This is a genomic window from Pirellulales bacterium, from assembly GCA_019694455.1.
Classification (GTDB): Bacteria; Planctomycetota; Planctomycetia; order Pirellulales; family JAEUIK01; genus JAIBBY01.
On the sequence record JAIBBY010000001.1, the window covers coordinates 248,289 to 274,372 of the forward strand.

17 protein-coding genes are annotated in these 26,084 nt (G+C 62.5%); 8 read left to right on the forward strand and 9 right to left on the reverse strand.

Annotated features, from left to right (window positions below; genetic code table 11):
- Window positions 1-5 precede the first annotated feature (5 nt).
- Together K1X71_01000 and K1X71_01005 are read left to right on the forward strand one after the other, a co-directional pair.
- Window positions 6-929 (forward strand): WD40 repeat domain-containing protein, encoded by a 924-nt coding sequence (locus tag K1X71_01000; protein ID MBX7071696.1) that lies wholly within the window; start codon window positions 6-8, stop codon window positions 927-929.
- Window positions 930-1,085: 156 nt separating this feature from the next.
- Window positions 1,086-3,755: a cation:proton antiporter gene (locus K1X71_01005; GenBank protein ID MBX7071697.1), complete on the forward strand. Its 2,670-nt coding sequence runs from the start codon at window positions 1,086-1,088 to the stop codon at window positions 3,753-3,755.
- Between the two features lie 15 nt (window positions 3,756-3,770).
- On the opposite strand, the gene K1X71_01010 is transcribed toward K1X71_01005, so the two are convergent.
- Together K1X71_01010 and K1X71_01015 are read right to left on the reverse strand one after the other, a co-directional pair.
- A complete protein-coding gene (locus tag K1X71_01010) occupies window positions 3,771-4,277 on the reverse strand; it encodes a DinB family protein (protein ID MBX7071698.1) in 507 nt (168 codons plus the stop codon).
- Between the two features lie 72 nt (window positions 4,278-4,349).
- The gene (locus K1X71_01015) at window positions 4,350-5,210 is read right to left on the reverse strand and encodes a sensor histidine kinase (GenBank protein ID MBX7071699.1); all 861 of its coding nucleotides are present in this window, start codon (window positions 5,208-5,210) and stop codon (window positions 4,350-4,352) included.
- Between the two features lie 185 nt (window positions 5,211-5,395).
- Here K1X71_01015 and K1X71_01020 point away from each other — a divergent pair, with 185 nt between their 5' ends.
- Window positions 5,396-5,683 (forward strand): hypothetical protein, encoded by a 288-nt coding sequence (locus K1X71_01020; GenBank protein MBX7071700.1) that lies wholly within the window; start codon window positions 5,396-5,398, stop codon window positions 5,681-5,683.
- On the opposite strand, the gene nadD is transcribed toward K1X71_01020, so the two are convergent.
- Window positions 5,634-6,296 carry a nicotinate-nucleotide adenylyltransferase gene (gene nadD / locus K1X71_01025; GenBank protein MBX7071701.1) on the reverse strand — a complete coding sequence of 221 codons (663 nt, stop codon included), beginning with the start codon at window positions 6,294-6,296 and terminating at the stop codon, window positions 5,634-5,636. The genes K1X71_01020 and nadD overlap by 50 nt on opposite strands.
- A gap of 137 nt (window positions 6,297-6,433) precedes the next feature.
- Between nadD and priA the strand changes: the two genes are divergently transcribed.
- From priA to K1X71_01040, 3 genes are all read left to right on the forward strand, one after another.
- Window positions 6,434-8,716, forward strand: coding sequence for a primosomal protein N' (gene priA / locus K1X71_01030; GenBank protein ID MBX7071702.1), 2,283 nt, complete (start codon window positions 6,434-6,436; stop codon window positions 8,714-8,716).
- Window positions 8,717-8,816: 100 nt separating this feature from the next.
- A complete protein-coding gene (locus tag K1X71_01035; GenBank protein ID MBX7071703.1) occupies window positions 8,817-10,502 on the forward strand; it encodes a HAMP domain-containing histidine kinase in 1,686 nt (561 codons plus the stop codon).
- Between the two features lie 12 nt (window positions 10,503-10,514).
- Window positions 10,515-11,093 (forward strand): HEAT repeat domain-containing protein, encoded by a 579-nt coding sequence (locus K1X71_01040; GenBank protein ID MBX7071704.1) that lies wholly within the window; start codon window positions 10,515-10,517, stop codon window positions 11,091-11,093.
- A 236-nt stretch (window positions 11,094-11,329) separates the two neighbouring features.
- Here the strand turns inward: K1X71_01040 and K1X71_01045 are convergent, their stop codons facing one another.
- Both K1X71_01045 and K1X71_01050 read right to left on the reverse strand, forming a co-directional pair.
- Window positions 11,330-12,343, reverse strand: coding sequence for a glycosyltransferase family 2 protein (locus tag K1X71_01045; GenBank protein ID MBX7071705.1), 1,014 nt, complete (start codon window positions 12,341-12,343; stop codon window positions 11,330-11,332).
- 56 nt (window positions 12,344-12,399) lie between these two features.
- Entirely contained in the window at window positions 12,400-14,184 is a 1,785-nt protein-coding gene (locus tag K1X71_01050; GenBank protein MBX7071706.1) for a glycosyltransferase family 39 protein, read from the reverse strand.
- A gap of 330 nt (window positions 14,185-14,514) precedes the next feature.
- Here K1X71_01050 and K1X71_01055 point away from each other — a divergent pair, with 330 nt between their 5' ends.
- Together K1X71_01055 and K1X71_01060 are read left to right on the forward strand one after the other, a co-directional pair.
- Window positions 14,515-15,168 (forward strand): phosphatase PAP2 family protein, encoded by a 654-nt coding sequence (locus K1X71_01055; protein MBX7071707.1) that lies wholly within the window; start codon window positions 14,515-14,517, stop codon window positions 15,166-15,168.
- 103 nt (window positions 15,169-15,271) lie between these two features.
- On the forward strand, window positions 15,272-18,616 hold the full coding sequence (locus K1X71_01060) for a CHAT domain-containing protein (protein MBX7071708.1): 3,345 nt from the start codon (window positions 15,272-15,274) through the stop codon (window positions 18,614-18,616).
- Between the two features lie 24 nt (window positions 18,617-18,640).
- Here K1X71_01060 and K1X71_01065 read toward each other — a convergent pair whose 3' ends face one another.
- The 4 genes from K1X71_01065 to ftsH all read right to left on the reverse strand — a co-directional run bounded on the left by K1X71_01065 (window position 18,641) and on the right by ftsH (window position 25,985).
- A complete protein-coding gene (locus K1X71_01065) occupies window positions 18,641-21,811 on the reverse strand; it encodes an efflux RND transporter permease subunit (GenBank protein ID MBX7071709.1) in 3,171 nt (1,056 codons plus the stop codon).
- Window positions 21,808-23,109, reverse strand: a complete 1,302-nt coding sequence (locus K1X71_01070; protein MBX7071710.1) for an efflux RND transporter periplasmic adaptor subunit — start codon at window positions 23,107-23,109, stop codon at window positions 21,808-21,810. The genes K1X71_01065 and K1X71_01070 overlap by 4 nt, the downstream gene beginning before the upstream one ends.
- Before the next feature lie 49 nt (window positions 23,110-23,158).
- Window positions 23,159-23,812 carry a TetR/AcrR family transcriptional regulator gene (locus K1X71_01075; protein MBX7071711.1) on the reverse strand — a complete coding sequence of 218 codons (654 nt, stop codon included), beginning with the start codon at window positions 23,810-23,812 and terminating at the stop codon, window positions 23,159-23,161.
- Between the two features lie 295 nt (window positions 23,813-24,107).
- Window positions 24,108-25,985 (reverse strand): ATP-dependent zinc metalloprotease FtsH, encoded by a 1,878-nt coding sequence (ftsH, locus tag K1X71_01080; protein ID MBX7071712.1) that lies wholly within the window; start codon window positions 25,983-25,985, stop codon window positions 24,108-24,110.
- Between the last annotated feature and the right edge of the window lie 99 nt (window positions 25,986-26,084).

Consider the following 26,084-nt stretch of genomic DNA (forward strand, 5'->3'; position numbering starts at 1 on the left):
GGCCGATGTTCAGCTACCTGGAAGGGCATCAACAGCCGGTATACGCGGTCGCGTACACTCGTGACGGCAAGCACTTGGTGACAGGGGGCTTCGACAAAACGATCAAGATTTGGGATCGCGCGACCGGCAAGCCGATTCGCACGCTCGCCGACCATGCCGATCGGGTACTGGCAGTGGCCGTGTCCGCCGACGGCAAACAACTTGCCTCGTCGGGATTGGAAAAGACCATCCTTGTCTACGATTTGGTGGCGGCGGTGACAGCGCCGGCGGAGGGCGCGCCGCCGCTGGCGCCAAGACTCAAATTGGCAGGGCACACCGAGCGAGTCTATAGTCTTGATTTTTCTCCCGACAGCGTGCAGTTGGCATCAACCGGCGCCGACAAGACCATCAAGTTTTGGAATGTGAGCGACGGCGCGAACTACGCCAATGCGGCCGGGCATACAGCGGAAGTTTACACCGTCGCCTTTCGCCCCGGCGCTAGCGAGGTGGCCTCGGCCAGCGCCGACAAATCCATCCGCCGTTGGCAATCGTCTGACGGCAAACCGCTGCAGGAACTGACCAGCGGCGTCACGGATGGTCTCTATACGCTCTGCTGGTCCCCCGACGGCGCGCGCCTGGTCGCGGCGGGGCTTGCCAAGACCTGGCAATTGTGGAATGTCGGCGATGAACAGCCAGTCAAGACAGTTGCAGGCCATCGCGACTATATCTATCGGGCCACTTTCAGCCCGAGCGGTTTGCGACTCGCGACGCTGGGCTATACCGGCCAACTGATCGTCTGGGACGTCGAAACCATTCAGCCACTGCTACAAGAGAATCTTCCACTGCGCAGCGCGTTCAACGTCGCCTGGTCGCCGGACGGCGCCCAGCTTGCCATCACCGGCGCCGATCCGCGCGTGATGCTCGTAGCACTACCCGACAACGCGCGCTGATCGACTGCCCAACTCGGGCAAATTCCATTATAAAAACCTGCGCTGACCCACTAACTAATGCGGGTCCGCTCTCTCGGCTCTGTCCCTTCGCTTGATGCTTGGCGCGGCGGCGGGCGAATTGGGCTCTTTTTTTTTGATGGCTCGGCAAGGAGCGACATGCACGATTTTCCGCTGATTTCCACCATCGCCATGGCGTTCACCGCGGCATGGCTTTTGGGTTTGCTGACGCAGCGACTGGGACTATCGCCTATCGTCGGCTACCTCGTGGCGGGCGCCATCATCGGCCCGTACACGCCAGGCTACGTCGGCGATGTGAACATTGCGCATCAGCTAGCCGAAATTGGCGTCATTCTTTTGATGTTCGGCGTCGGCCTGCATTTCCACTTGAAGGACCTATTGGCCGTCAAATCCGTCGCCATTCCTGGCGCCATCGGCCAAAGCCTGGTCGCAACTCTATTGGGCCTGGTTGTGTGCGTCGCGTTCGGATTTTCGTACACCACGGGCGCGGTGGTGGGCATGGCCATGGCCGTGGCCAGCACCGTGGTGCTGATGCGGGTGCTGATGGACGCCGACATGCTCAGCTCACCACAAGGTCATCTTGCGATGGGCTGGCTGCTGGTCGAAGACATTCTTACAGTCCTGGTGCTGGTGTTGATTCCCGTACTTGGGGGTGAAGACGCCACCGCCGCGACATCCGGCGCGAGCCCAAATCTGGCAGTGGCCATCGTTTGGGCGTTCGCCAAGCTAGCGGTGCTCGTGGCCATCATCATGATCGTTGGCTCACGCGTCATCCCGTGGGTACTCGTTCAAGTGGCGCGTTTGCGATCTCGCGAGCTATTCACCTTGACTGTGCTGGTGTTCTCCATCGCCATTGCAGTCGCGTCGTACGCGCTGTTTGGCGCCTCGATGGCGCTGGGCGCCTTTCTGGCCGGCATGATGGTCGGTCAGTCACCAGTCAGTCATCAGGCCGCCGCCGACGCGCTGCCTATGCGTGACGCGTTCGCCGTGCTGTTCTTCGTCTCCGTGGGCATGCTATTCGACCCAATCTTTGTCTTACAGGAGCCGCTGTTGATCCTCGCCGCCTTGGCGATCATCTTGATCGTCAAGCCACTGGCGGCGCTCACAATTGTGGTGTTGCTTGGACAATCGGCCCGTACGGCATTAACGGTAGCGCTGGCGCTAACGCAAATTGGCGAGTTTTCGTTCATTCTTTCCGACGCCGCTCGCGCCCATCGCTTGATGCCCGACTCGGGTCATAACATGCTGGTCGCGGCCGCGATCATCACCATTACGCTCAACCCGCTGATCTTCCGCACATTGCTGCCGCTGGAAGCGTGGCTTCGCAAGCGGCCCAGGCTCTGGTCTCTGCTCAACGGTCGCGCCGAAAAGCGCGCGCTCGAGGTGAATCAACACACCGAGCATCAATTGGCCGCAGCGCCTCAGCAGGCGCAGCGATTGGCCATTGTCGTTGGTTACGGACCAGTGGGCCGCTCGGTCCGGCGACTACTGAGCGAAGCCGGCCTGACGGTCGTGGTGATCGACCTGAACATGGACACGGTGTCGGAACTGACCGCGCAGGGAGACTTGGCCGTCTTTGGAGACGCCTCGAACGAATCGATCCTGGAACAAGCGGGCATGCGCCGCGCATCGCATTTGGTGCTTACTTTGCCGCAATCCTCTGCCCGCGTGGCAGTTGTCACCGCGGCGCGCAACTTGAACTCGGACGCGCGCATCCTGGTCCGCGCTCACTATCTGCGGGAGCGAGAAGACTTGGAAAAGGTGGGGGCCACCGCGGCGGTGTTCGAAGAGGCCGAAGTGGCCGTGGCGTTGGCCCGCCTGGTGCTTGCCGACACCGGCACGCACCGCCACGCGATGGAAAGCAAGATCCGCGACCTGCGTTTGCAACTCATTCGCGAGAATATGACGAACATTCAATCGCGACGAGTGCGCGGGATCATGGTGCCGTGGACTCGCGTCCGCAAGCTGCCAACCTCGGCCAGCCAGCAAGAGGTGCTGCGCGAAATTGCCGAGCAGCGCTTCTCGCGCTGGCCCGTGACCGATGGCGCAACGGGGCGCGTGGTGGGATATCTGTTGGCCAAGGATCTGATTGCCGACGTATCGGCCAATGGAGACTGGACCCGCTTGGTCCGCCCCTTGCGATCGGCCCGCCCGGACGACGACATTGAATCGACCTTGTTGCAAATGCAAAGCCAGGGGGCGACGGTTTGCATTGTGGAGGACGCCGGGGCGCCAATCGGTATGCTCACGCTGGAAGACATCCTGGAGCAGGTCGTCGGCCGAATCGAAGACGAGTATCCGCATGAAGCCACCATGTCGCTGGCCGATGCCGTGCGCGCCGGCGGCGTTGTGCTGAAGTTGCGCGGAACCCAGCGCGAGGAGATCATTGCCGAATTGGCGGCCGCCATTTCGGCATCACGCTTGCCGCTCGGCGCGCGCGTCGCCGAACTAGCGCTGGCGCGCGAGCAGGAACTGTCGACCGACCTGGGAGTTGGCGTGGCGATACCTCACGCCCGCTGTCCCAACCTGGCCGAACCACTGGTGGTGTTGGGGCGTTCTGCGGAGGGCATCGAGTTTTCGTCGCAATCGCAAAAGCCGGTGCGACTCGTGCTGTTGCTGGTCACGCCACTCGAGCATCCCGATGTGCAACTGACGTTGCTTGCGCAACTGGCACGTCTGGCCGCCGACGAATCGGCGCGGCACGGCATCGCCGCCGCTGCCAGCGCTGAGGAGATCATCGACATTATCGCGGAGGATCGGCAGCCGATCGCCAGTTCGGAAATTGGTGCGGAGACCAATGCCGAGTAACCTGCGCGCAGACAGCTAGCTCGCGTCGTCACCCGAGGGACCGTACATGCCCGGCACTGGGATGTTGTTCAACCGCAGGTACACGCACAAGTGCGCGCGGTGGTGGATAAGGTGGTTCAGCACAAAGCTACGAATAACCGCCGCGCGCGGAATGGTGAAAATCGGTTTGCCCGCTTGCAACAACGACCACTGCACCCCCAGGTCTTCGTCTTTGACGGCGGCAATCGCCTTGCGCGCGGCGGCGACATTCTGATCGAAAAGCGCCAGCACCTCATTGCGCGTTTTGAGATCGGGCGACTGATACGGCTCGCCGCCGGCGGGCGCCAAATCCCAAGAAGTTTGCGTCAGCGTGCCCTCGACCCAGCCAGGAATCTCTGCCAGGTGATTGGCGTTCCAGCCGATGGTTCGAAATTTCGGATGCGCCTGCCAGGCGAACTTGTCGTCGGGAATCGTCGCCAACACCTTACGTGTGTTGGCTATCTCCTGGTCGAACTCAGGCAGAATCTGCTGCGCATAACTCATGGTCGTCTCCTTCAATGGCTGAACGCATGACATGTCCCCCGGCATGTCGCGCCATGAGCATACGCCATGTGGCTACGACGCGACAGAGGGCGCGCTTGGCGCCGCTGGCGGAGCGATGGGGAGCTTGATGGTAAAGGCGGTCCCTTTGCCAACGGTGCTCTCTACGCGAATGCGACCGCGATGAGCTTCGATGATCTCGCGGCAATGCGCCAGTCCCAGTCCAGTCCCTCCCTTGCCCGAATCGTCTGGTCCGCGCTTGGTGGTGAACAAGGGATCGAAGATGCGGCGCAGGTGTTCGGGAGCGATGCCGGTTCCCGTGTCGCGAACCACCAGATTAACCATCTGACCGTCGGGGTCGGGATGCAGTTTGATGATGAGCCGCCCCCCTTGCGGCATTGCCTGCCGCGCATTGATGAGCAGGTTGACGACGATCTGTTGAATTTGGTTGCCGCTTGCCAGGACCGCTGGCACGGCCTGAAACTGTTTCTCCACGGCAACTCGATACTTGTTCAACTCGCGTTCGAGCAGGAGCAGCGTATCGTCGACGAGTGCGGCCAGATCGGTCGGTTCCAGCGAGCCGGCCCGGTTGCGCGCCATGCCAAGGATGCTGCCCGTGATCTTGGCGGCACGAGTTCCGGCCGCAAGAATCTTTTCGAGCGCCTTGTCGCGGCTGGCATCGTCGCGATTGCGCAGGCCAAGCTTGGCGTAGTTGATGATAGTCATCAACACATTGTTGAATTCGTGCGCCGTGGTGCTCGTCAACTCGCCAATCGCCGACATGCGCTGTGCGTTAGCGAGCTGTTCCTTGAGCAGCGCCACCTGTTCGGCCAGCGACGGCGCCGACTGCGCGCTGGCGGGCGGCGGCGGAGCGTCATGACTCGCCGGCGGCTGATGGCTGCCCACAGAATTCGCCTCGCGTGTGCAGTTTGACATGCTTACCGTGTGTGCGCCGTCTGGCCCAATTGCCGAACGCGAATGTCTTAACTATTGATGCGATGGGACCTTGCGTAACCAGTAGACTTATCGACCGCTGCCGTACCCGACTCAAGGAGCGGCCGCTATAATCGCCGCTCGCCGCACTGAAGCGGCGCAAGTTAACCGGTCTAAGGAAAGCAGGGATGCTCACAGTTCAAGTGCTAGAGCAAGCGCTGGCGGCGCTGCGCCAGCTTGGGGTGGAACCTCGGCTTGAATGGCTGGCAGGGCAGGGGGGAGGGGAGTGCGAGTTTGGTGGGCGGCGCTGGTTGTTTCTCGACCTGGGGCAGTCGCCAAGCGAGCAATTGGATCTGGCGCTTTCATGCCTGGAGACTCAAACGGCACTTGCCGCCTTAGAACTACAGGCCGAACTGGCGCTGGTGCTCAACCGCCGCAAGTGCGCGACTCAGGAGAAGCTGGCGGCGAAAAAGTAAGCTCCGGCGCGCGATAGAGGCCGGCGACCTCGATGAACTTTTCGACGGCTCGCGGCGTGCGGTAGCGAATGCTTAACCCTTGGCTGACGCGCCGCCTTAGCATGCTGGCCGACAAGTCAACTCGCGGCATCTCGATTTGATAAGGTTCGAACTCGGCCAACCGCTCGCGGGAGACTAACTCGGACAACGTGTCCAGCCGGGCCCGCTCCGCGCCCGTGCGGCGGGCGATCACCAGCATGGCCAACTCGCAGATGCGGGCAGGCTCGCGCCAGGTGGGCAGGTCGATCAGCGAATCGGCGCCCAGTATCAAAAACAGCTCGCGCGTTGGCTCGTCGGCACGTAGTTGGGCCAAGGTGTCTACCGTGTAGCTGACTCCGCCGCGGTCGATCTCCAACGTGCTGATCGCAAAGGCCGAATTGCCGCCAATTGCCAGCTTTAGCATTTCGACGCGCCGCTGCGCATCGGTGATGGGGCGCCCTTGCTTATGCGGCGCCTGCGAGTTCGGCACGAACCAGACCTGGTCGAGGCGGCACTCTTCGCGCGCGGTCTCGGCCAGGAGCAAATGTCCGTAGTGAATCGGATCGAAGGTGCCACCAAACAGACCGAGCCGCATGCGATTGTCGCGAGACCGTGTTCCGGGTAGTGTAAATTAGTTCAGATCACTCGCCGCTGCCGGCGAGTAAGCCGTTATCGTATGCGTCATACCCCATTGTCTCCAATGGCTACCCGCGAGTCGCCGCCCCGTCACGGATGAAACAACAGCAGCACGCACTGTTCGAGGCCGAGCCTGACCCCTGGCGGCTTGACGACGACCCCATAGTGGTGGCCGATGTCGTCTTCGCTGCCGGGCCAACTGGGACGTATACCTACCGCGTGCCCGAGCGGTTGTTGAAATCGGCGGAACCGGGTCGGCGGGTGCGGGCTCCGTTTGGCCGAGGCAATCGGTTGGTGACTGGCTACTGCGTTGAGGTGGCGGCGCGGGCGATCGACCGGCGGCGGCTGAAAGACATCAGCGGCGTCGTCGACGATCAGGCGCTGCTGTCGCCAGCGATGTTGCGGCTGACTCGGTGGATCGCCGAACACTACCTTTGCGAATGGGGGCAGGCGCTAGAGGCGGTCTTGCCGGCGGGCGTGCGTGGCAAGGCAGGCACGCGCGTGGCGACCTTTCTGGAAATCTCCGATCAAGGTCGCGCCGCGCTGGCAACCGAAAAGCTGCCCAAGAAGCAGAAACAGGCCCTTGCCGTTCTGGCTGACGAAGCCCGGGCGCTTGCGCCCAACGAGTTGGCGTCGCTTGCCGGGTGTACTTTGGCGCCGATCGCGGCGTTGCGGTCGCGGCACTACATACGCACGGTACACAAGCGAGTGAAGACCGGGGAGTTGCGAAAACGCCCCACCGAGAAACCTGAAAAGCTGCATCTGAACGTCGACCAGCAGGCGGCGCTCGATTTGATCGTGGCGTCCATCCACGCGCGGCGACACGAGGTGATCTTGCTGCACGGCGTGACCGGCAGCGGCAAGACCGAGGTGTACATTCGCGCCATTGAGGAGGCGGTGGCATTCGGCCGCACGGCGATCGTGCTGGTGCCCGAAATCAGCCTGACGCCGCAAACCGTGGCGCGGTTTCGCACGCGGTTTCCGGGCGTGGCGGTCTTGCACAGCCATCAGACCGACGCCGAACGTCATTGGCATTGGGAAGAAATCGCCGCCGAACGCGTGCAGGTCGTGGTGGGTCCGCGCAGCGCGATCTTTGCGCCGATACCGCACCTGGGATTGATCGTGCTCGACGAAGAGCATGAATCGTCGTTCAAGCAAGAAACGACGCCCCGCTATCACGCCCGCGACGTGGCGCTGCGCCGCGCGGCGGACGAGAACATTCCGCTCGTGTTGGGCTCGGCGACGCCGTCGCTCGAAAGCTGGCATCGAGCGCGCGAGGGAGCGTATCGGCTAGTGGAGATGCCGCGCCGCGTGTTCGATCGGCCGATGCCCGACGTGGTGACGATCGACATGCTCAGCGCTCAACAAGGTCGTCCGCGCCGCAGCGCCTTGAGCGCCCCGCTCACCAAGGCCATGGAGCAGGCGCTCGACACCGGCGGCCAGGTGATCTTGTTGCTCAATCGACGCGGCTTTGCAACGCACATTCAATGCCCATCCTGCGCGCTGGTGGTGCGCTGCCCGCGCTGCGACATCGCGCTGATCCATCATCGGCAGCAAGAGATCGCCCTGTGCCACTACTGCGACTACCAGATTCCGCCGCCGACCGAATGCCCCGAGTGCCGGTTTGCGGGGATCGCGTATGGCGGCATCGGCACCGAGCGGTTGGAGGCCGAGGTGCGCACGCGCTTTGCCAACTATTCGTGCTTGCGGATGGACACCGATGCAATGCGCGGCCCCGGCGCGCACGAGCGGGCGCTGGACAAGTTCCGGCATGGCGAGGTGCAAATCCTGCTCGGCACGCAGATGATCGCCAAAGGACTCGACTTCCCGAATGTCACACTGGTCGGCGTGGTGAACGCCGACATCGCGCTGCACTTGCCCGACTTTCGCGCCTCGGAGCGGACCTTTCAGATTTTGTCGCAGGTGGCGGGGCGCACCGGGCGCGGTGAGAAAGGGGGGCGCGTGCTGGTGCAGACGCTCAATCCGCATCATCCATCGATCGAAGCGGCGGCGCGACACGATTTTCAAGGCTTTGCGACCGTCGAACTGGAAGGGCGCCGCGCGCTGGGGTACCCCCCGTTTGGCGAACTGATCCGGGTGATTGTGCGCGGTGAGCAGCAACCGCAAGTCGAGAGCTTTGCCGAGCACCTGGTCAGCGAGTTGACCGGCGCGCTCTCGGGGGAGGCGCCGCCGTGGCGCGTGCTGGGCCCCGCCTTGGCGCCGATCGCCAAGCTACGCGGCGAGTATCGCTACCATCTGCAACTGCAAGGCCACGATGGCGACGCGCTGCGCCGGGCCGTGCGGAAGGTCACAGCCGCCGCGCAGCCACCCGAGGGCATCTTGTGGGCGGTCGACGTCGACCCAACAAGCATGCTGTAGCCAACGGCTGCTCATCTGCGCTTGATTTGATCTTGGTCGGGCCGCTCATTCCCGCGTAAAATGGACGGCGTGGGCAAGCTGTGCGGTTTGTGGACAGTTCATGTCGTATCGCTCCTTCAAGCGCGTTCTCGGCGAAACGAGCCTCGAGCGCAAGTGCCGCTTCTTGTTCGGCGCTTGCCTCTTGTTGCTCATCACGGCCAGCTTTTGGTGGTACGGCGAGCAAACGGAAAAGCTGATCTACAAGCGCAACCGCACCACGGGGCGCGTGCTGGTGGAGGCGATCATGGGCCTCCGTCACATGGAGAAGCTGGAAACGCGCGAAGAATTCAAAGAAATGGTGCAGAGCGCAAGCGAGAGCCTGCGCAATCAGGAATACACTTGGAATTCGCTGCGCCCCGAGGCCAATCGCGCCCCACGCGACGCCATCGAGCGCGCCGTGCTGCAACGGTTCAAGAGCGGCCGCGCCGAGGAGCACGACGATGGCAGCGGCGTGGAGTGGACCGAGCGACACCTGCCTAAGCACGCGGTGTACGAATACTACCAGGCGGTGCGGGCCCGCGGCGCGGTGTGCGTCAGTTGCCACCAAGGGGTCGACCGCAATCCCGACTTGGCCGAGAACGATTTGATCGCGGTGATCAAGGTCACCATCCCCGACGCGCCGACGCAGGCCGATCTGAACTACAACAAGGCGGTGCTGCTCTCAACGGCGATCATCACCGTGTTTCTGGCGATGATCGCGGCCTACATCATTGTGCGCTATGTGATCGTCAAGCCGCTCAAGCACTTGCGCGACGTGAGCGACGCCATTAGCCACGGCGACATTCAGCAGCGGGCGGAGATTCGCACCGGCGACGAGTTCGAGGAATTGGGCCTGGCGTTCAATCGCATGTTGCGGCATTTGGTCGCCGCGCAAGACGACCTGCTCGAAGCGAACACCTCGCTTGACACCAAGGTCGACGAATTGGCCCAGCTCAACATGCGGCTGATGGAAATGAATCAGCTCAAGAGCCAATTTCTCACCACCATGAGCCACGAACTGCGCACCCCGCTCAACAGCATTATCGGCTTCAGCGACGTGCTCAGCTCGATCAAGTCGCTCGACGAAAAGCAGCAGCGCTACGTGCTGAACATTCAAAAGAGCGGCAAGATGCTGCTCGACATGATTAACGACATCCTCGATCTGGCGAAGATCGAGAGCGGCAAAATGGATGTGCGGCTGGCGGCGTTTCGCATCGAGCACGTGATCGGGGCCCAGTGCGACATGGCCAAGCCGCTCGCGGAAAAGAAGAACATCGACCTGGAAACCGTCATCGCGCCGCGGTTGCCAGAGCTATATCAGGATCAGGGCAAGGTGCAGCAGATCCTGAACAACCTGCTCTCCAACGCGATCAAGTTCACGCCCGAGGGAGGGCGAATCGTGATCAGCGCGCGGCAGAACGCCAGCGGCGAATTGGAACTGGTCGTCTCCGACACCGGGGTGGGCATCGCCCCCGAGGACCAGACGCAGATCTTTGAAAAGTTCCGCCAGGGAGAGACGGTGGTCCCCAGCGGCGACCCATTGACGCGCGAGTACTCGGGCACGGGGCTGGGACTGTCGATCGTGCGCGAGCTATGCCGGCTGCTGGGTGGCGATGTGACGTTGCAGAGCGAGGTGGGGCGCGGCAGCACGTTCACGGTGCGGCTGCCATTTGTCCTGGCTCGCAGCCCGCGATTGCAACTGGCGACTCCGAAAGAAGAGCTGGTCCGGGCGTTCGAGTACGAGCGCACGCAGTTGGCGGAGACGTAAGGGAGAGGCGGCATGTCGCGGCGAACGCTGCTTACGCTGATCCTGGCGGCAATAGTCGGCGGGGTGATTCTCCGGCAATGTGTCGAAACTCGCGGAGACAGGGAGCGAGTTGCTCAGCGTCTGCAGAAGCTTAGTGCGGAGTTCGAGAACAACCCAACAAACACCGCTCCTCTGGATGAGATTACCGATGTCATTCATGGTCGGTGGTCGTTTGCCAGAACGTACGCCTGCACCGAGCTTCGTCGTTTGGGCCAGCGCGCGAATGTCGCCGTTCCCGATTTGATTTCTGCGCTGGATTGCGGCGATCGATTTGTCGAGCGCGAAGCTGCACGAGCGTTACAGACAGTCGCAATTGGTGATCCGCGCCCGGTGGCTGCGCTCACTCGAAAGCTTGCCGTCGACTCACGCGATGCCGCATGGTTTTCGGCAGAGGCGTTGGGCAACATTGGTGCGCCAGCGTTAGTGGCGATCCCTGCTTTGGAAGCAGCAAGTCAATCGCCATGGGAATGCATGTCGTACAGCGCCCGAGAAGCCCTAGAAAAACTGAGACGCTTGGAAAAACAATGTGTTCCCGAAACGACTGAACAATGAAGCGCGGTCAAGTCTCAATCACAATCCTGCTGCGGCTATTGTTTTTTGCCAGCGTTGTAATGGCTAGTTGGCGATTCCTGCGATTCCCGTATGCCATCGCGGTCGCAAGCGCCGCGATGACTCGCGTCTATGCAATTATTCTCTTGGCTCGCTGGCTGGCGCGGCGGTTCAGCGGAACCATATAACCGCCGTACGAGCGCGGCGACTCGTGAATTCGCCAGAAATGTCGCCCCCCCTTACGCCGCTCGCGCAGGCCGCTCGGCGCACGGGGCAGGGGAGGGGGGCGTCAGCGGACGGTCGAAGCCGAGCGCTTCGCGAATCGCGTACGGCTGCTTTTGCTGCGACTCAAAGTAGGTGCGGGCGCCCAGTTCTCCCAGCATTCCGAGCACAATGAACTGCACCCCCGCCAAGCCGCAGAAGGCGGCCAGCAATAGGAGCGGATTGCCGGTCATGTCGACGCCGCCAGCCAGTTTCATCGCGATGGTGATTAGCCCGGAGCACAGGCCCAGCGCGACCGACGACAGCCCAATGCCGCCGAACAGCTTCATCGGACTGGTGAGATACTGAATCATGTACTTGACCGTGATCAGGTCGAGCACCACGCGGAAGGTGCGCGAGATGCCGTATTTCGATTGGCCAAAGCGGCGCGGATGATGCCGGGTGACCACCTCCGCGCAGCGAGCGCCGCGCCAGTGCGCCAAGATCGGAATGAAGCGGTGCATCTCGCCGTAAAGCTGTAGCTCTTGCGCGATTTCGCGACGCATCACCTTGAGCGTGCAGCCCAGATCGTGGACGGGAAAATCGGTCACTCGGGCGATTAACCGATTGGCCAGCGCTGACGGCAACCGCCGACTCAACAGCTTGTCCTGGCGATCCTTGCGCCAGCCATGCACCAGGTCAAAACCTTCGTCGAGCTTGGCCAGCATCATTGGGATGTCGCGCGGATCGTTCTGCAAATCGGCGTCGAGCGTCACAATCGCGTCGCCCGTGGCCAGGTGCAGCCCGGCGTTCATGGCGGCCGTCTGTCCGAAATTGCGGCGGAAGCGCACCACGCGCACCGCCGGATCGCGCGTGGCCAACTCGCGGAGCAGGTCGCTGGTGCCGTCGGTCGAGCCGTCGTCGACGAGCAGAATCTCGTATGGACGGCCGAGCGGCGCCACAGCGGCCGTGATCGCCGCATGCAGCGCGCGAACATTTTCTTGCTCGTTGTAGATCGGCACCACAATCGAAATCGAAGCCAAATCTGGCATGGCGGATTCCTGGCTGCCCGCGGCAAATTCTCGGAGCTTGTCTCTCGCCGCAGGCGTCATTGGGGTCGCCGCAGGCGGTCATGTGGCTGCGTGGCGACCTCGGCCGGACGACCAATCAACACAACATCTCCCTTGCGCAGGAAGCGGCGCCGGCGGGCAAGAATCGTCACGCTCGGCGGCAGGGCGGGTTCGACTTGCGGCAGGACTTTTTCGTGCGTGATCAGATACCCGTCGCGCGGATGCGCGGCGAAGAACTTTTCGACTTCTTCACTCGTGTGAAAGCGACCGACCTGTTGTCGGGCGTAGAATGCCAGACTGGGCTCAAAGTAGTCAAACGCGGCAATGCGAGGTCTTTCCGCCGATTGGCGCTGGGCAAGCGCGATGAGCGTCTCGCTGGTTTGGTGACGACTCGCCCGCGCGGCAACAAAGCCAAACAGCACCGCGCTATTCAGCGCGGCCATGATGACAAAGGCGGCCAAAGCGTGTTCCCAGCGCTGCTGCTTGAGCCAGCGCAGACAGACCAATCCGCCTACCAGGGGCGCCACGCCGGCCACGGCCAGCAGCCACTCTCCCGGCAGCAAGAAATAGCTGACGACCGGGAGCGCGATCAGCATGCCGATTCCGACTGCCGCCACCGTGCCAAATGCCAGCGCGGCCTGTGTCCAATGGCGAGTCGCCGGCGCGATGAGCCAATCGCGCAGCATGGCGCCGGTGGCCAGCGCCAGCGCGGGATAGGCGGGCAGCACGTAATTGGGCAGCTTGGTGCGCGCGAGAGTGAAGAACACCAGATAGAAGCCAAGCCAGCAGACGATCAGCAGATCGGCCGGACGATTGGCTGCGGACTCACCGAGGCGGGCCTTCCAGCGTGCAAAGCACGGCAACAAGAACACCGACCACGGGAAGAAGCCAATCGAGATGGCGACGAGATAATAGAACGGTGGCCCGGAGTGACCTTCCATGGCGCCCACGAAGCGGCCGACGTTGTGTTTGCCGAGAAAGCCCGCCAGCCAGGCGCCATCAGTCGCAATGCCAACCGCGATGTACCAAGGCAACACGATCAGTGAGAGCACGGCCAGCGCCGTCCAGGGTCGCATTGCCCAGGCGATCTCGGCGATTCGCCGCCAATGAAAGCAATCGCGACACCAGGCCAGCCAACCGCGCGCGCGAGCGGCCCATGAGTCACCTGCCGCGACTTGCGCATCTCGCGAGCCGACGACCAGCAGAAACAGGCCCATCACGCAAGATGGCAGCACGATGCCGGCCGGCCCTTTGGCCAGCGCGGCCAACCCCATGGCGGCATAGATCGCGACAAACCAGCAGAGATTACGCGGCACAAACGCCCGCCAATCGCGTAAGCTGGCGTCGCCGCGCGATTGATCAAACGCGCTCAGCACAAATATCAATATGCTCAAGGTGCAGAAGAAGACAAACGTCGAATCGGGTGTCGCCGCGCGAGCCACAACATCGAAGTTGAGACTGGTGGCGATGATCGGCCCGGCCAGGAGTCCGGCCAATGGTCCGTAAAGACGCCGTCCAAGGTGATAGGTGACCAGCGACGTGCCGACCGCCAAGAGGGCCGAGGGGAGCCGTGCGGCGAACTCGTTCACACCCAACAGATGGTACGACGCCAGCATCAGCCAATAGAGCAAGATCGGCTTGTCGGTGCGCAGGTCATGGTTGAACGTGGGCACGATCCAGTCGCCGCGATCGAACATTTCCTGTCCGCAGGCGGCGTTCTTGGGCTCGTCCTCGTCAAAGAGTCCGGCGCTGCCCAGATTGACAAAGGCTAGCACGCCGGCGACGCCCAGAACGATCAATTGATCTCGCACGAGTCGCTGCATGATGAAAGGTGGCGGCCGACGTCTGGTGTGATGGCGCGGCCTTAGCTGACGTGCGCCGCGCGGCGCGATACTGTAAAACAAGCCTCACAGGCGGACAACATGGATTGGCCGCGCTACCTACTTTCTCTTCCCTTACCGCGGATTGAGGTTGCCACAATCTGGCAACTCGCCAAGAATCGCCGCTTGCCTTGGGGCTACCAGTGCGCGCAAGTAGTGGATGCAGAAGTATTGCGAATGCCGAACTGCCATCGAGCTGAACCGCTAGCAAAGAGAGCGCCCAGCGCCAGAGGCGACGCTATTTGGCGCTGGTTAGCCATAACCGCGCTATTGATGCTAGCAGCCGGAGCCGCGTTGCCGCTCGATCTGGCGACTGCGCGTTGGTCGCTGCAAGAGCGTTGTCCTGATTTTCTGCGCGAACTGTTCGCGGCCAGCGAGGCGTTCGGCAACGGGATCGGCGTGGCGATCATCTTGATCGCCGTGTGTCTGTTGGACGCCAAGGGGCGAGCGCGCATGCCCCGCCTGGTTTGCGCGGTGCTCAGCGGCGCATTGACCGCAGACCTGGTCAAGTTGCTGATTGCCCGCACGCGACCGCGCGACTTCGTCATCTCCGGACAACAGATCGCGGATAGCTTCACATCGTGGTTGCCGTTTGGCGACACGCAGGCCAGCGGGCAGAGCTTTCCCTCGGCGCATACCGCGACAGGCGTGGCGTTGGCCTTGGCGCTGGCCTGGGCCTATCCGCGCGGGCGGTGGCTGTTTGTGGCGTTAGGCGTGATGGTTGGTTTGCAGCGGATCGAATCGGGGGCGCATTTCGCCAGCGACGTGGTGATGGGCGTCGCGGTGGGGTGGCTAGGCGCCCAAGCCATTCTGATTCCTGGGGCTTGCTGGGGTTTCTTTGATCGGTTGGAAGCAGGTCGCTCGGTTGCGACCGATGGCGGACAACTGCCGGCCCAGACGGCCAATCAGGCGCGTCGGGCGGCTTAACGGATGCCATCCTCCGCTTTGCGAAGTGACAGCCCCCCCTAATCGACATGGTAATATGCCAGTCGTGACAGGACCTGGTGACCAGTGACCGGGGGACACGACCATGTTCACGCGTGCTCGTCTGACGGCGATTGTGTGCGGCATTGCGCTATTCGGTTCGACGCGGGCAGAGGCGAACGACGTCGCGGAGTTCAACCGACTTGGCCGCGAACTTCGGTCTCAAACCGACGCGCGGCAGTACGCCCAGGCCGAGGCGAGCGCGCGCCAGATGGTGGCGCTGGCCGAAGGCTCCCTGGCCGATCACCCAGACGCGCTGACGCAGGCCCTGCATGGCCTGGGCTACGTGCTGGTGCAGGAGCGGAAGCACTCCGAGGCAGTCACTGTATTGCGGCGAGCGGCCCAGTTGCACGAGTCGGCGCCGGACCCCAAGACAGCTAACGCGTACTCCGTGGCGCTGCTTCTGGCCGAGGCATATTCAACTCAGAATCAATTCAGCGAAGCAGCGGCCGCTTATGGCCGCGCGGCGAGCATTGCGACCAGCGCCTTTGGCGCCGAGCACGACACGGTGGTCGACGCGCTTCGATCCCAAGGCATTGAGTCGTCTAACGGCGGGCAAGGCGCGGCGGCCGAAGAGCAGTTCGCCGCGGCGTTGGCGATGGCCGAGCGACTGCACGGCGCCAGCGCGCTGGAAGTGGCGCGCGTGCTGAACGACTTAGGGCATGCGCGCTACCGACAGCGCCGTAGTCGCGAAGCGATTGAACCGCTCGAGCGCGCGGTGCGCATTCTGGAAGCGGCCGACGATTCCGAAGCCATTTCACTGGCACGAGCGCTGCGCGATCTGGCGATGGCCGAGAGTCTGGTTGGCAAAATGCAGAGCGCCGAAGCGCATTTGACGCGAGCGCTAGCGCTATTCGAAAAACTGAGAGGCCCTGATCATTTGGACGTCATCGACACGCTCTATTCGATGGGCCGCTTGCTGCACGATCAGGGGCGCTACCGCGAGGCGGCGATCGTGCTTACGAGAGCGCTGAAGTCGGTCGGCCAGTCGGTCGAGGTCAGCGATCCATTGGCCTCGTACCTGCTTCGCGATTTAGCGCATCAGTATTGGCACGAAGGAAAGTACGCGGAATCCGAGCCGTTGCATCGGCAAGCGCTGGCGATGCGCGAGCGATTCCTGGGACCCGACGATCCCGCTGTCGCCGACAGCCTCATGGAAGTCGCCGATCTATTGATCATGCAAAAGCAGATCGCCGAGGCGCAGCGACTTGCGGAGCGAGCTCTGACGATACTTGAGCGTCACCACGGCGTCGATTCCCCGCGTTTGACCGATGCGCTCATTCAACTGGCGAAGCTGAAATTGGGCGACCAGCAATACTCGGCTGCGGAACAGTTGCTACAGCGCGCGCTGCGAATACAGGACGCCGCGAGCGACTTTTATGCGATCAATTCGATCAATATTCACACCATCCTGGGGAGAGTCCTGGAATTGGCCGGGCGATTCGAGGAGGCGGAAAAAAGCTACCAGCAGGCGCTTGCCTTCGCGACCGCGCTGCCTGGCGACACGCTCGACCGCAAGAGCGAGGTGCTGCGCGATCTGGCCTTGCTGTATTTCCGCATGGAACGTTGGGGCGACGCCGAGGCGATCGTCGACGACGTCGTGACCAACTACAACCGCGAAATCAACTCCCCTGGCGATCGATCGGTTTGTTATGTGCTGAGGGCGCAACTGGCGTGGCGCGCCGGCCGCAAGAGCGAGGCCATTGAAGATCTGCGCGAGGCACAAGCCCTGGCCGAACTGGCTCGCGCCCAGTTGCCCGGCAACGAGCAGGATCGCGCGGCGGGCTTCGAGAGGTATCTGAAGCCGTTTCAATTGATGGTCGCCTGGCAGGCCGAGGCGGGCAACCCAAGCGAGGCGTTCACGGCGGCCGAGCGCGGACGCGCCAGGTCGCTGCTCGACGAGCTCACCTTGGCGGGCGCCGACTTGCAGTTGGGGCGCCCGGCGGCCGAGCGGCAACGGCTGGCCGAGCAAGAACGTGAGTTGAAGACCCGTGTCGCCGATCTCGAGCGCCAATTATCGCTCGCCGCCAACGACGCGGAGCGCCGCACGTTATTGGCCGATCTGGAGCAAGCCCGCGGCGACTATTACGAATTTTACAACGAGCAGCGCACCAGCAGCCCATTGTTCCGCTCGCACTTGAGCGCCGGATCGGGCCCCCCGCGCTTGCGACAGATTCAACAGCGGGTCGTGCCTGAGCGGGGCCACATGCTGTTGTATTGCCTTGGCACGGAGAGCGGGCATGTGCTGTCGATTGGGCGCGACTCGGCCACGGTCGAGCCGTTGTCGATCGATGATGCCCAGGCTCAAGTGCTTGGCGTGTCCGCGGGGCCACTCACGATCGACCGGATGGAGGAGGCGCTGTTGAGCGATTCGGGCGGGGTGCTACGGCAATTGGCCAAGCCCGGCCGCGAGCCGCTGGTCATCGACAAACTCGCCGCGCTCTGGCAGGTGTTGGCGCCGGAGGCGACTCGTCAGGCGATTGCGGCGGGCGAAATCGAATCGCTGATCGTCGTGCCCGACGCGGCTCTGGCCAGCCTGCCGTTCGAGGCGTTGGTGCTGGAAGCGGGCGCCAACCCCAAGTATCTGCTCGATACCAGCGCCGCCGTGCGATACGCGCCCAGCGCCACCGTGCTCTTCAACCTGCTCATGGCGCACGAAGAACCGACCTCGGTCGTCGCCCAGCCTGTGTTGTCGGTCGGCAATCCGAATTATCGCCCGCGCGAAGCGACTTCATCCGCTCGCGAACAGGCGGCCACGGACGTCGCCACGCGAGCCGGCGGTGCGTTGTCGCAACTGCCGTATTCCGATCTGGAAGTGAACTGGGTGCAAGAGGCGTTTGACGGCAAGCCGAGCCGGACCATGGTGCTGCGTGGCGACTCCGCGACCGAAGCCCAGGTGCGCTCCCTGATCGCCGGCAAGCGGATTGTCCATTTCGCCTGTCATGGACTGGTCGATCAATCGCTGGGGAACTTCTTTGGGGCGCTGGCGCTCACGCCGGGCGCCAATGCCGCCACTGATCCGCGGGACGACGGCTATTTGCGGCTACCAGAGATCTATGAGCTCGATCTCTCCGCCTGCGAGTTGGCAATCCTCAGCGCATGCCAGACCAATTACGGGCCGCAGCAGCAGGGGGAAGGAGTATGGGCGTTGTCGCGGGGGTTCGTGGTGGCCGGAGCGCAGCGCGTGGTGGCCAGCAACTGGCTGGTCGACGATCAAGCCGCCGCCAGCGCCGTGAGCTACTTCTGCGCGGGCGTCGCGCAGGCTGAGAAAAAGGATCAAACACCCAACTACGCGCGGGCACTACAGGCGGCCAAGCGCTACGTTCGCCAGCAACCGCGCTGGCAAGACCCATACTACTGGGCCACATTCGTGCTGGTGGGACCAGAGTAGTGAAGGGGGGCTATCGGCGACGGTTCACTGCCCGCTAGCGACCAAACCCGCAGGCAACAGTTCCGCATCGCGGGTCGGCGCAGGGGTGACGCTTGGCTCCTTCTCGTTACGCTTGAGCCAAGCGGCGACGCGCGTGGCTGCACGAGCCGTCAGTCCACTGATATCGTCCCACAGCGAATAGGCCACCGGGGTAATCAGCAGCGTGAGCAACAGCGACAAGGTTTGTCCGCCCAGAATCACCTTGGCCATGCTGGCGCGACTGGCGGCGCCAGGACCTTCGCCCATGGCGATGGGGACCATCGCGGCCACCAGCATGAGCGTGGTCATCAAGATGGGCCGCAGGCGCGTGGCGTTGGCCTCCATGATGGCGGCGTCACGAGTCAGTCCTTGCCCACGCAGCACGTTGGTGTAGTCGATCTGCAAGATGCCGTTCTTCTTGACGATGCCAAACAGCATGAACAGGCCGAAGATGGCGTAGATGTCCATCGTGGTCCGCAACAGCACCAGCGACAACAGCGCGAACGGCAGCGTGAGCGGCAGCGCGAGCAAGATGGTAATGGGGTGGGTGAAGCTCTCGAATTGCGCGGCCAACACCATATACATAAAGAGAAAGCTCAGCCCGAACGCGACCAAGAAGTTGGAGTTCGATTCCTTGAGCATCTTGGCGCGGCCAATGAACTCGAACGAGTAATCACTCGGCAAGTTGAGCGTGTGGAGATAGGCCGATAGCTTGTCGACGGCGTCCCCCAGCGCAACGCCTTCCAGGTTGGCCATCACCACCACCTGCCGTTGACGATTGAAGCGGTCAATCGTGGCCGGTCCGGTCGCCTCTTTCAATTGGGCAACGTTGGAGAGTTGCGTCAACCCGACGCGCGAAGGAATCGTGAGCAGGCTGATCGCATCGGGATTGTCGCGGAAGGGAAGATCGGCGCGGAGCCAGACGTCGTACTGCTCGTCGAACTCCTTGTACTTGCCGACGATCTCGCCGCCGATCAGCACATTGAGCGTGCTGGCGATGGTTTGAATCGGGATGCCCAGGTCGCTCGCCTTTTCACGGTCGATGCGGACCCGCAACTCCGGCTTGCGGAGCGAGAGACTGGTGTCGACATCGACAAAGTGCCCTTGTTGGCGCATCCAACCGGTGATCTGGTCGGCGAAGACTTGCAGCTTGGCAAGGTCGGGACCGCTGAGATTGAGATCGACCGCCACTTGGCGGAAGCCGGACGACTGAAACGCCTGCACCTCCTGCACGGCGGCGCGCAGGTCGGGATAGTCCTTGAGAATTTCGCGGGCGTCGCGCATCACGTCGAACTGGGTGTAGTCGCGATCGCGCAGGTCGACCATGCGAACATAGATTTGTCCGCTGGTGACATCCCCCTGGCCCTTGGAAACACGGCCGGTCGTGTCGCCGATCACGGTGAACAGGTTGGTCACGCCGCGCAGCTTGCGCAGCCGCGCTTCCATTTCTTGAAAGACGCCGTCGGCCCGCTCCAGCGTGTAACCCTCCGGCATGGTGGCGACCACCTGGAACTCGCTCTGATCGTCTTGCGGCACGAACTCCATGCCAACCAGCCGAAAGATGGCGGGCGTGGAAAACAGCAGCAACGCCGAAACGCCCACCACGACCCAGCGATGCCGCAGCGACCAGCGAAGTATCCAGGCATAGGCGTTTTGGATCATCATCCAGAAACGGCCCGACTTGCTGCCGTGATGCTTTTCGTCGAGCTTGAGAAAGCGCGAGCAGAGCATGGGGGTCATGGTGAACGAGATGCACATGCTGAGAAAGACGGCAAACGCCACCACAAAGCCAAAGCTGTTGAAGAAGCGGCCGACACGGCCCGACATGAACGCCACCGGCACAAAGATCACCAGCAGCGAGAGCGTGGTGGCGACCACCGCCAGTGCAATTTCGCGAGTGGCGGTGCTGGCCGCCTTACGGGCGCTATATCCGTGTTCTTCCATGTGGCGGAAGATGTTTTCGTGAACCACCACGGCGTCGTCGATCACGATGCCGACGGCCAAGATCAGGCCGAGCATGGTGATGTTGTTGAGCGTGAAGCCCATCCAATCCATGAAGGCGAAAGTGGCCACAATCGAGGTGGGAATGCTGAGCGCGGCGATGACCGTGGTGCGCCAATCGCGAATAAACAACAAGATGGTCAAGCTGACCAGAGCGGCCGCCAGCACTAGGTGAAACTTCACCTCTTCGATCGAGGTCTTGATGAACCGCGATTGATCGCGGATGACATTGGTGGTGATGTCGGCGGGCAGCAACGGGCGAATCTGATCAAGCCGCGCCTTGACGGCGTCGACCACTTGCACGGTGTTGGTGCCCGACTGCTTTTGCACGATGAGGCTGACCGCCTTTTCGCCATCAAGGCGCGAGAGGCCGCGCGGCTCTTCGTAAGAATCTTCCACGCGGCCGATGTCGCGGATGCGGATCGGGTAGCCGTCGCGGTTGGTGACGATGAGATCGGCGAAATCGCTGGCGTTCTCGACGCGCCCCATGGTGCGGAGCACCAGTTCTTGCGAACCTTCGTCCACGCGTCCGCCCGGCAATTCCAGGTTTTGCCGCTGTAGCGATTGCCGCACGTCGTCGATGCTCAGGCGATAGCCAGTCAGGCTGGCGGCGTCGATGTGTATATTGATCGCGCGCGGCTGTCCGCCGACCAAGATCACGGCGCCGACGTTGGGGACCGTTTCGAGCAGTTCCTTGATGCGTTTCTTGGCGATCTCGGTCACTTCGCGCAGATTGCGGCGCCCCGACACGGCGATCGTCATCACCGGCGCCGCGTCGAGTTCGAACTTGTCGATGATCGGCGGGTCGGTTCCCTCGGGCAGTTGCGCCTGAATCGTGGAGATCTTGTCGCGCACCTCCTGCGCGGCGGTGTCGCCTGTCTTTTCAAGCACAAACTGAACCACGACCTGCGAGATGCCCTCCTTGGTGGTGGATCGCAGCTCATCGATGCCGGAGATGGTGTTGACGATCTCCTCGATCGGCTTGGTGACGCCCGTCTCCATCTCTTCCACGCTGGCGCCGCGCAAGGTGGTGGTGATGACGACGACCGGCAAATCGACGTTGGGAAACAGGTCCACGCCCAAGCGCGCATAGCTGGCGATGCCGAGCACTACAGGCGCGGTCACCAGCATGCAGGTGAAGATGGGCCGCTTGATGCAAAGATCCCAAATGGTCATGGGCCGGTCCTCCGCGCCACGCTGGCTGGCGGCTGTTCGCGCAGTTGCACCGCCGCCCCATCGGCTAGTTGCGACTGGCCACTGGTGACGACCACACTATTGGGTTGGAGCCGCTCACCCACTTCGACCCAACCGCGCCCGCGCACGCCGGGAGAGACTTCGACTTCGTACGCGCGGCCATCGCGCACTTCAAACACCTTGGTGACGCCGGCAAAGCTGACCAGTGCTTCCAGCGGAATGGTGCGCGCCTGATTGTCGACGCGCGTGAGCACCGCGAATTTGGCGAAGCCGCCCGCCTTCAAGCGGCGCTCGGAGTTTTGGATCAGCGCCTCGATCTCAAATGTGCGCGTCCGCGAATCGATCGTCGGATTGACACGCGACACCTTGCCCTCGAAAACCTCCTCACCATACGCCTCGACCTGCAGTTTGACCGTTTGTCCGGTCGTGACCTCGGCGCTGTAGCGCTCCGGGATTGTGCCCGTCAACTTGAGCGGGTGGTCCATAACCAATCGCATGAGGGTGGTGGCGGCGGTGGAGCGAACCATTTCGCCTTCGGAGACGAGTCGCTCGGCGATTACATACTCGCCGGTGGCCGCCACATCGCCCGCCAGCTCTGGAAAGGTCGGCGCCAGGATCCGAGTGTCGTCCAGCCGTTGCCGCGCCATGGCCAGCGCTGCCCGCCGGAGGCGCGCGGCGGCGAGCGTGGCCTCTGCCTCCAGCCGCGTTTGCTGCAAATTAGCGTCGGCCACATTGAGATCGGTGAGCACCTGATCCATTTCCTGCTCGGTGGCCACGTTGCGCTGGCGCAAGCTCTCGACGCGCGTCTTCTTCTTCGCGGCGTTGTCGAGCAGGTACTGCGCCCGCACGACGCTGGGCAACTGCGCCACGTCGAAAGTGTCGTCTGGCGGCTGCTTGAGCCCCAGTCGGGCTAGCTCCAGCTCCAAGGCGCGCTGCGCTTCGTCGACCGCCAACTCGAAGTCGGTGGCGTCGAGTTCAATGAGCAGCTCGCCGGGGCGAACCCGATCGCCCACGTCGTGATGCAACCGCGTCACGCGCCCCTCAACCTTTGGGGTGAGGGTCACTTCTTCATACCCCAGCAAGGTTCCCACCGCGCCGACGGTTCGTTGCACGGAGCGCTCTTCCACGTTGGCGGTGGTGACGACCACAGGCGCCGGCTCGGCGGCGGCCTTCGATTGAGCTGGCGCGTCGGTATGTGAATGTGAGCAGCCCACGCAGGTGGCGATGAGCGCCCACAGGGCAGTCAGTCGGAGGGAGGCCAGAGTGAGATTCGATCTCATAACCAGGTCGTCGTTCTATTTAGGAGGGAGTCGAAGGCGGGAAGTCGTTTCAATTGCCAGCGGGCGCCGCGCCGCGTTCGGTATCGCTCAGAATGCCGAAGAGCACGATGTCCATAATGTCGCGAAATTGGTCGTCGACCGATTGTTCGCGGCCAGCGAAGTAGTTGGTGAACATGGCCCCGTACAGCAATTCGCCAAGCACGGTCACCAGTCGCTGTGGAGGGATATTGCGGATGCGCCCCCGCTCAGCAAGTTGGCGAGCCAGTTCGTGTCCTTTGCCATGATTGCGCTCTCGATAGATGAAGTAGGTGGGCTTCTTTCGATCACGAAAGAAGGCCCGCTCTTGTATGAAGAGTTCGACGATGTAAGGGTTCGCATCGAAAAACTCCAGGTACGCGCGCACTGCACGCTGCATGCCTAGCAGCGGATCGTCGGCAGAGGCGATCGATTGATCGATCAGCGCGTCCAACCGCTGCATGCCAGCGTCGACCGCGGCCAAAAAGAGCGCCGATTTCGAGCGGAAATAGCGATAGATGGTCCCTTTGGAAACGCCGATTTGCTGGGCGACGATCTCCAGGTCGGTCTTGGAGAAACCGCGCTTGGCGAAAATTCGCCCGGCGGCGTCGAGGATTTGCTCGCGCCTTTGTGCGCGCAGCGCCTGATCGCGTGGTCGGCCCGGTTTTCGCGTCGAGAGGGGGGGCATCGGCAGGCGCCTGACAATAAATAACTGACTAGTCCGTCAGCAAACCAAGGCATATTAGCCCGCCGTCAAAATAGGGACAATGCCACTTTTGGGGTAGGCATTCTGGTGCTGCTGTTGTTCGCCCCAATCTCGAATCGATTCAAGATGGCCAGCCGGTCAACATGCAGTAACGCCTCCGCGGCGCAATGCCACAAAGCAGGAATGTCAAAGGGGTTAAGAGGTGAGACTGGAATTCTGGGGTGACGCTGTCCGATCGAAACGGACTGAAGCGGTTCGCGACACGGTAAAGCGTCCGCTACGCCTCTTCCTGTCGGCGCGCCAGCGCCACGGCTTGGCCATTGGCCTCCGCACGACGAACAGCGGGGCCGATCAGCTCTTCCAAGTCCTTTTCCGCCAGCACCTCCTGCGTAACCAGCGCTTGGGCAACGCGATCGAGCTTGTCGCGAGACTGGGCAAGCATCGAGTGGGCTCGGTCGGCCGCCTCTTGCAAGATGCGCGACACTTCTTCGTCGATAAGCTTTGCGGTGTGCTCGCTGAACTCGCGCGGCTCCGCCATCTCTTTGCCCAGAAACGGATGCTCTTCGCCGGTGCGGAACGCGACCGGGCCAACCCGTTCGCTCATGCCCCAATGCGTCACCATCCGCCGCGCCAGTTGAGTGGCCCGCTTCAGGTCGTCCTCGGCGCCAGCGCTATACTCGCCGAACACCAGCTTTTCGGCGGCGCGACCTCCCATGATGAAAACCAAGCGGGCGTGCAGTTCGCTCTCGCTGATGTTAAGCCGATCTTCCTCCGGCACGAGTTGTGTGACTCCCAGGCCGCGCCCGCGCGGGATGATCGTCACCTTATGAAGCCGTTCTGCGCCGGGGAGCAACCACACCAATAGCGCATGCCCCGCCTCGTGATAGGCGGTCATCCGCTTCTCCTTGCCGTTCAGCACTTCCTCACGTTTGGGGCCCATAAGCACTCGGTCACGCGCCCATTCAAAATCTTCCATCTCCACCAGGTCTTTGCCTTGGCGGGTTGCCCACAGCGCCGCCTCGTTGACCAAGTTGCGCAGATCGGCGCCGGTAAGCCCAATGGAGCCGGCGGCGATCCGCTCCAGGTCGACATCGGGACTGAGTGGCACGTCGCGAATATGCACCTTAAGAATCGCCAGCCGCCCCTTGAGCGTGGGACGATCGACCGTCACATGTCGATCAAACCGGCCGGGGCGCAGTAGCGCCGGATCGAGCACGTCGGGGCGATTGGTGGCGGCGAGCACGATGACTGCTTCGCTAGGGCTGAAGCCATCCATCTCGCTCAGGATTTGATTGAGCGTTTGCTCGCGCTCGTCGTGGCCGCCCCCCAAACCAGCGCCACGGACACGTCCCACGGCGTCGATCTCGTCAATGAACAAGATGCACGGCGCGGCGTCCTTGGCCGTTTTGAACATGTCGCGCACCCGGCTGGCGCCGACGCCGACAAACATTTGAATGAACTCCGATCCGCTGATGGAGAAAAACGGCACGCCCGCCTCGCCCGCCACCGCTTTGGCGAGCAGCGTCTTACCCGTGCCGGGCGGACCCATCAACAGCGTTCCCTTGGGTATTCGCCCGCCAAGACGGCGGAATCGATCGGGGCTCTTGAGAAACTCGACGACCTCCTGCAGATCGTTCTTCACCCCCTCCAGTCCGGCCACATCTTCAAAGGTGACGCGTTTCGTCGAATTATCGTAGCGGCGGGCTGGGCTCTTGTTGAAACCGCCCAAGATGCCGCCGCCGAGCATTTGATCGCGCGTGCGGCGGAACATTAGATACATCACGCCCAGCACCAGCAGGGTGAGGCCCAGATAGGTCATCATCACCAGCGCCGTGCCGTCGCCGCGCTGATGAAAGCGCACGGGAATTTGCTTTTCGAGCAATATCTCGCGAACGTCCGGCTCGACCACGGGATGAATTTCGGTTACGAAATTCTGTTTCAGCTTGGGGCGAGTGCCGTCGTTGTTTTTGCGGTTGGGGTTGGGGTCGCGTGGCGGCGTGACAAAGCGGCCATAAACCTCCTGGTCGACAATTTCGACCTCGGCCACATTGCCAGCCAACGCCTGCTGGCGAAAGAAATCGTACTTGATCGACGATCGACTGGCGGGCGCCTGCACAAACCACATTAGCACCAGCGTGACGAGCATGAGCAGCATCAGCCACGTGGCAGGAGAATTCCAAGGCGGACGAGCCAGCGCTAAGGCGAGGCGATTTTTGGTAGGCTCCGCTTGCACTGGGACTCCTGTTGCGGCCAC

Coding starts and splice junctions, on each gene's coding strand:
- K1X71_01000 (MBX7071696.1), top strand. CDS start 6: ATGTTCAGCTACCTGGAAGGGCATCAACAGCCGGTATACGCGGTCGCG.
- K1X71_01005 (MBX7071697.1), top strand. CDS start 1,086: ATGCACGATTTTCCGCTGATTTCCACCATCGCCATGGCGTTCACCGCG.
- K1X71_01010 (MBX7071698.1), bottom strand. CDS start 4,277: ATGAGTTATGCGCAGCAGATTCTGCCTGAGTTCGACCAGGAGATAGCC.
- K1X71_01015 (MBX7071699.1), bottom strand. CDS start 5,210: ATGTCAAACTGCACACGCGAGGCGAATTCTGTGGGCAGCCATCAGCCG.
- K1X71_01020 (MBX7071700.1), top strand. CDS start 5,396: ATGCTCACAGTTCAAGTGCTAGAGCAAGCGCTGGCGGCGCTGCGCCAG.
- nadD (MBX7071701.1), bottom strand. CDS start 6,296: ATGCGGCTCGGTCTGTTTGGTGGCACCTTCGATCCGATTCACTACGGA.
- priA (MBX7071702.1), top strand. CDS start 6,434: ATGAAACAACAGCAGCACGCACTGTTCGAGGCCGAGCCTGACCCCTGG.
- K1X71_01035 (MBX7071703.1), top strand. CDS start 8,817: ATGTCGTATCGCTCCTTCAAGCGCGTTCTCGGCGAAACGAGCCTCGAG.
- K1X71_01040 (MBX7071704.1), top strand. CDS start 10,515: ATGTCGCGGCGAACGCTGCTTACGCTGATCCTGGCGGCAATAGTCGGC.
- K1X71_01045 (MBX7071705.1), bottom strand. CDS start 12,343: ATGCCAGATTTGGCTTCGATTTCGATTGTGGTGCCGATCTACAACGAG.
- K1X71_01050 (MBX7071706.1), bottom strand. CDS start 14,184: ATGCAGCGACTCGTGCGAGATCAATTGATCGTTCTGGGCGTCGCCGGC.
- K1X71_01055 (MBX7071707.1), top strand. CDS start 14,515: ATGCTAGCAGCCGGAGCCGCGTTGCCGCTCGATCTGGCGACTGCGCGT.
- K1X71_01060 (MBX7071708.1), top strand. CDS start 15,272: ATGTTCACGCGTGCTCGTCTGACGGCGATTGTGTGCGGCATTGCGCTA.
- K1X71_01065 (MBX7071709.1), bottom strand. CDS start 21,811: ATGACCATTTGGGATCTTTGCATCAAGCGGCCCATCTTCACCTGCATG.
- K1X71_01070 (MBX7071710.1), bottom strand. CDS start 23,109: ATGAGATCGAATCTCACTCTGGCCTCCCTCCGACTGACTGCCCTGTGG.
- K1X71_01075 (MBX7071711.1), bottom strand. CDS start 23,812: ATGCCCCCCCTCTCGACGCGAAAACCGGGCCGACCACGCGATCAGGCG.
- ftsH (MBX7071712.1), bottom strand. CDS start 25,985: ATGCTGCTCATGCTCGTCACGCTGGTGCTAATGTGGTTTGTGCAGGCG.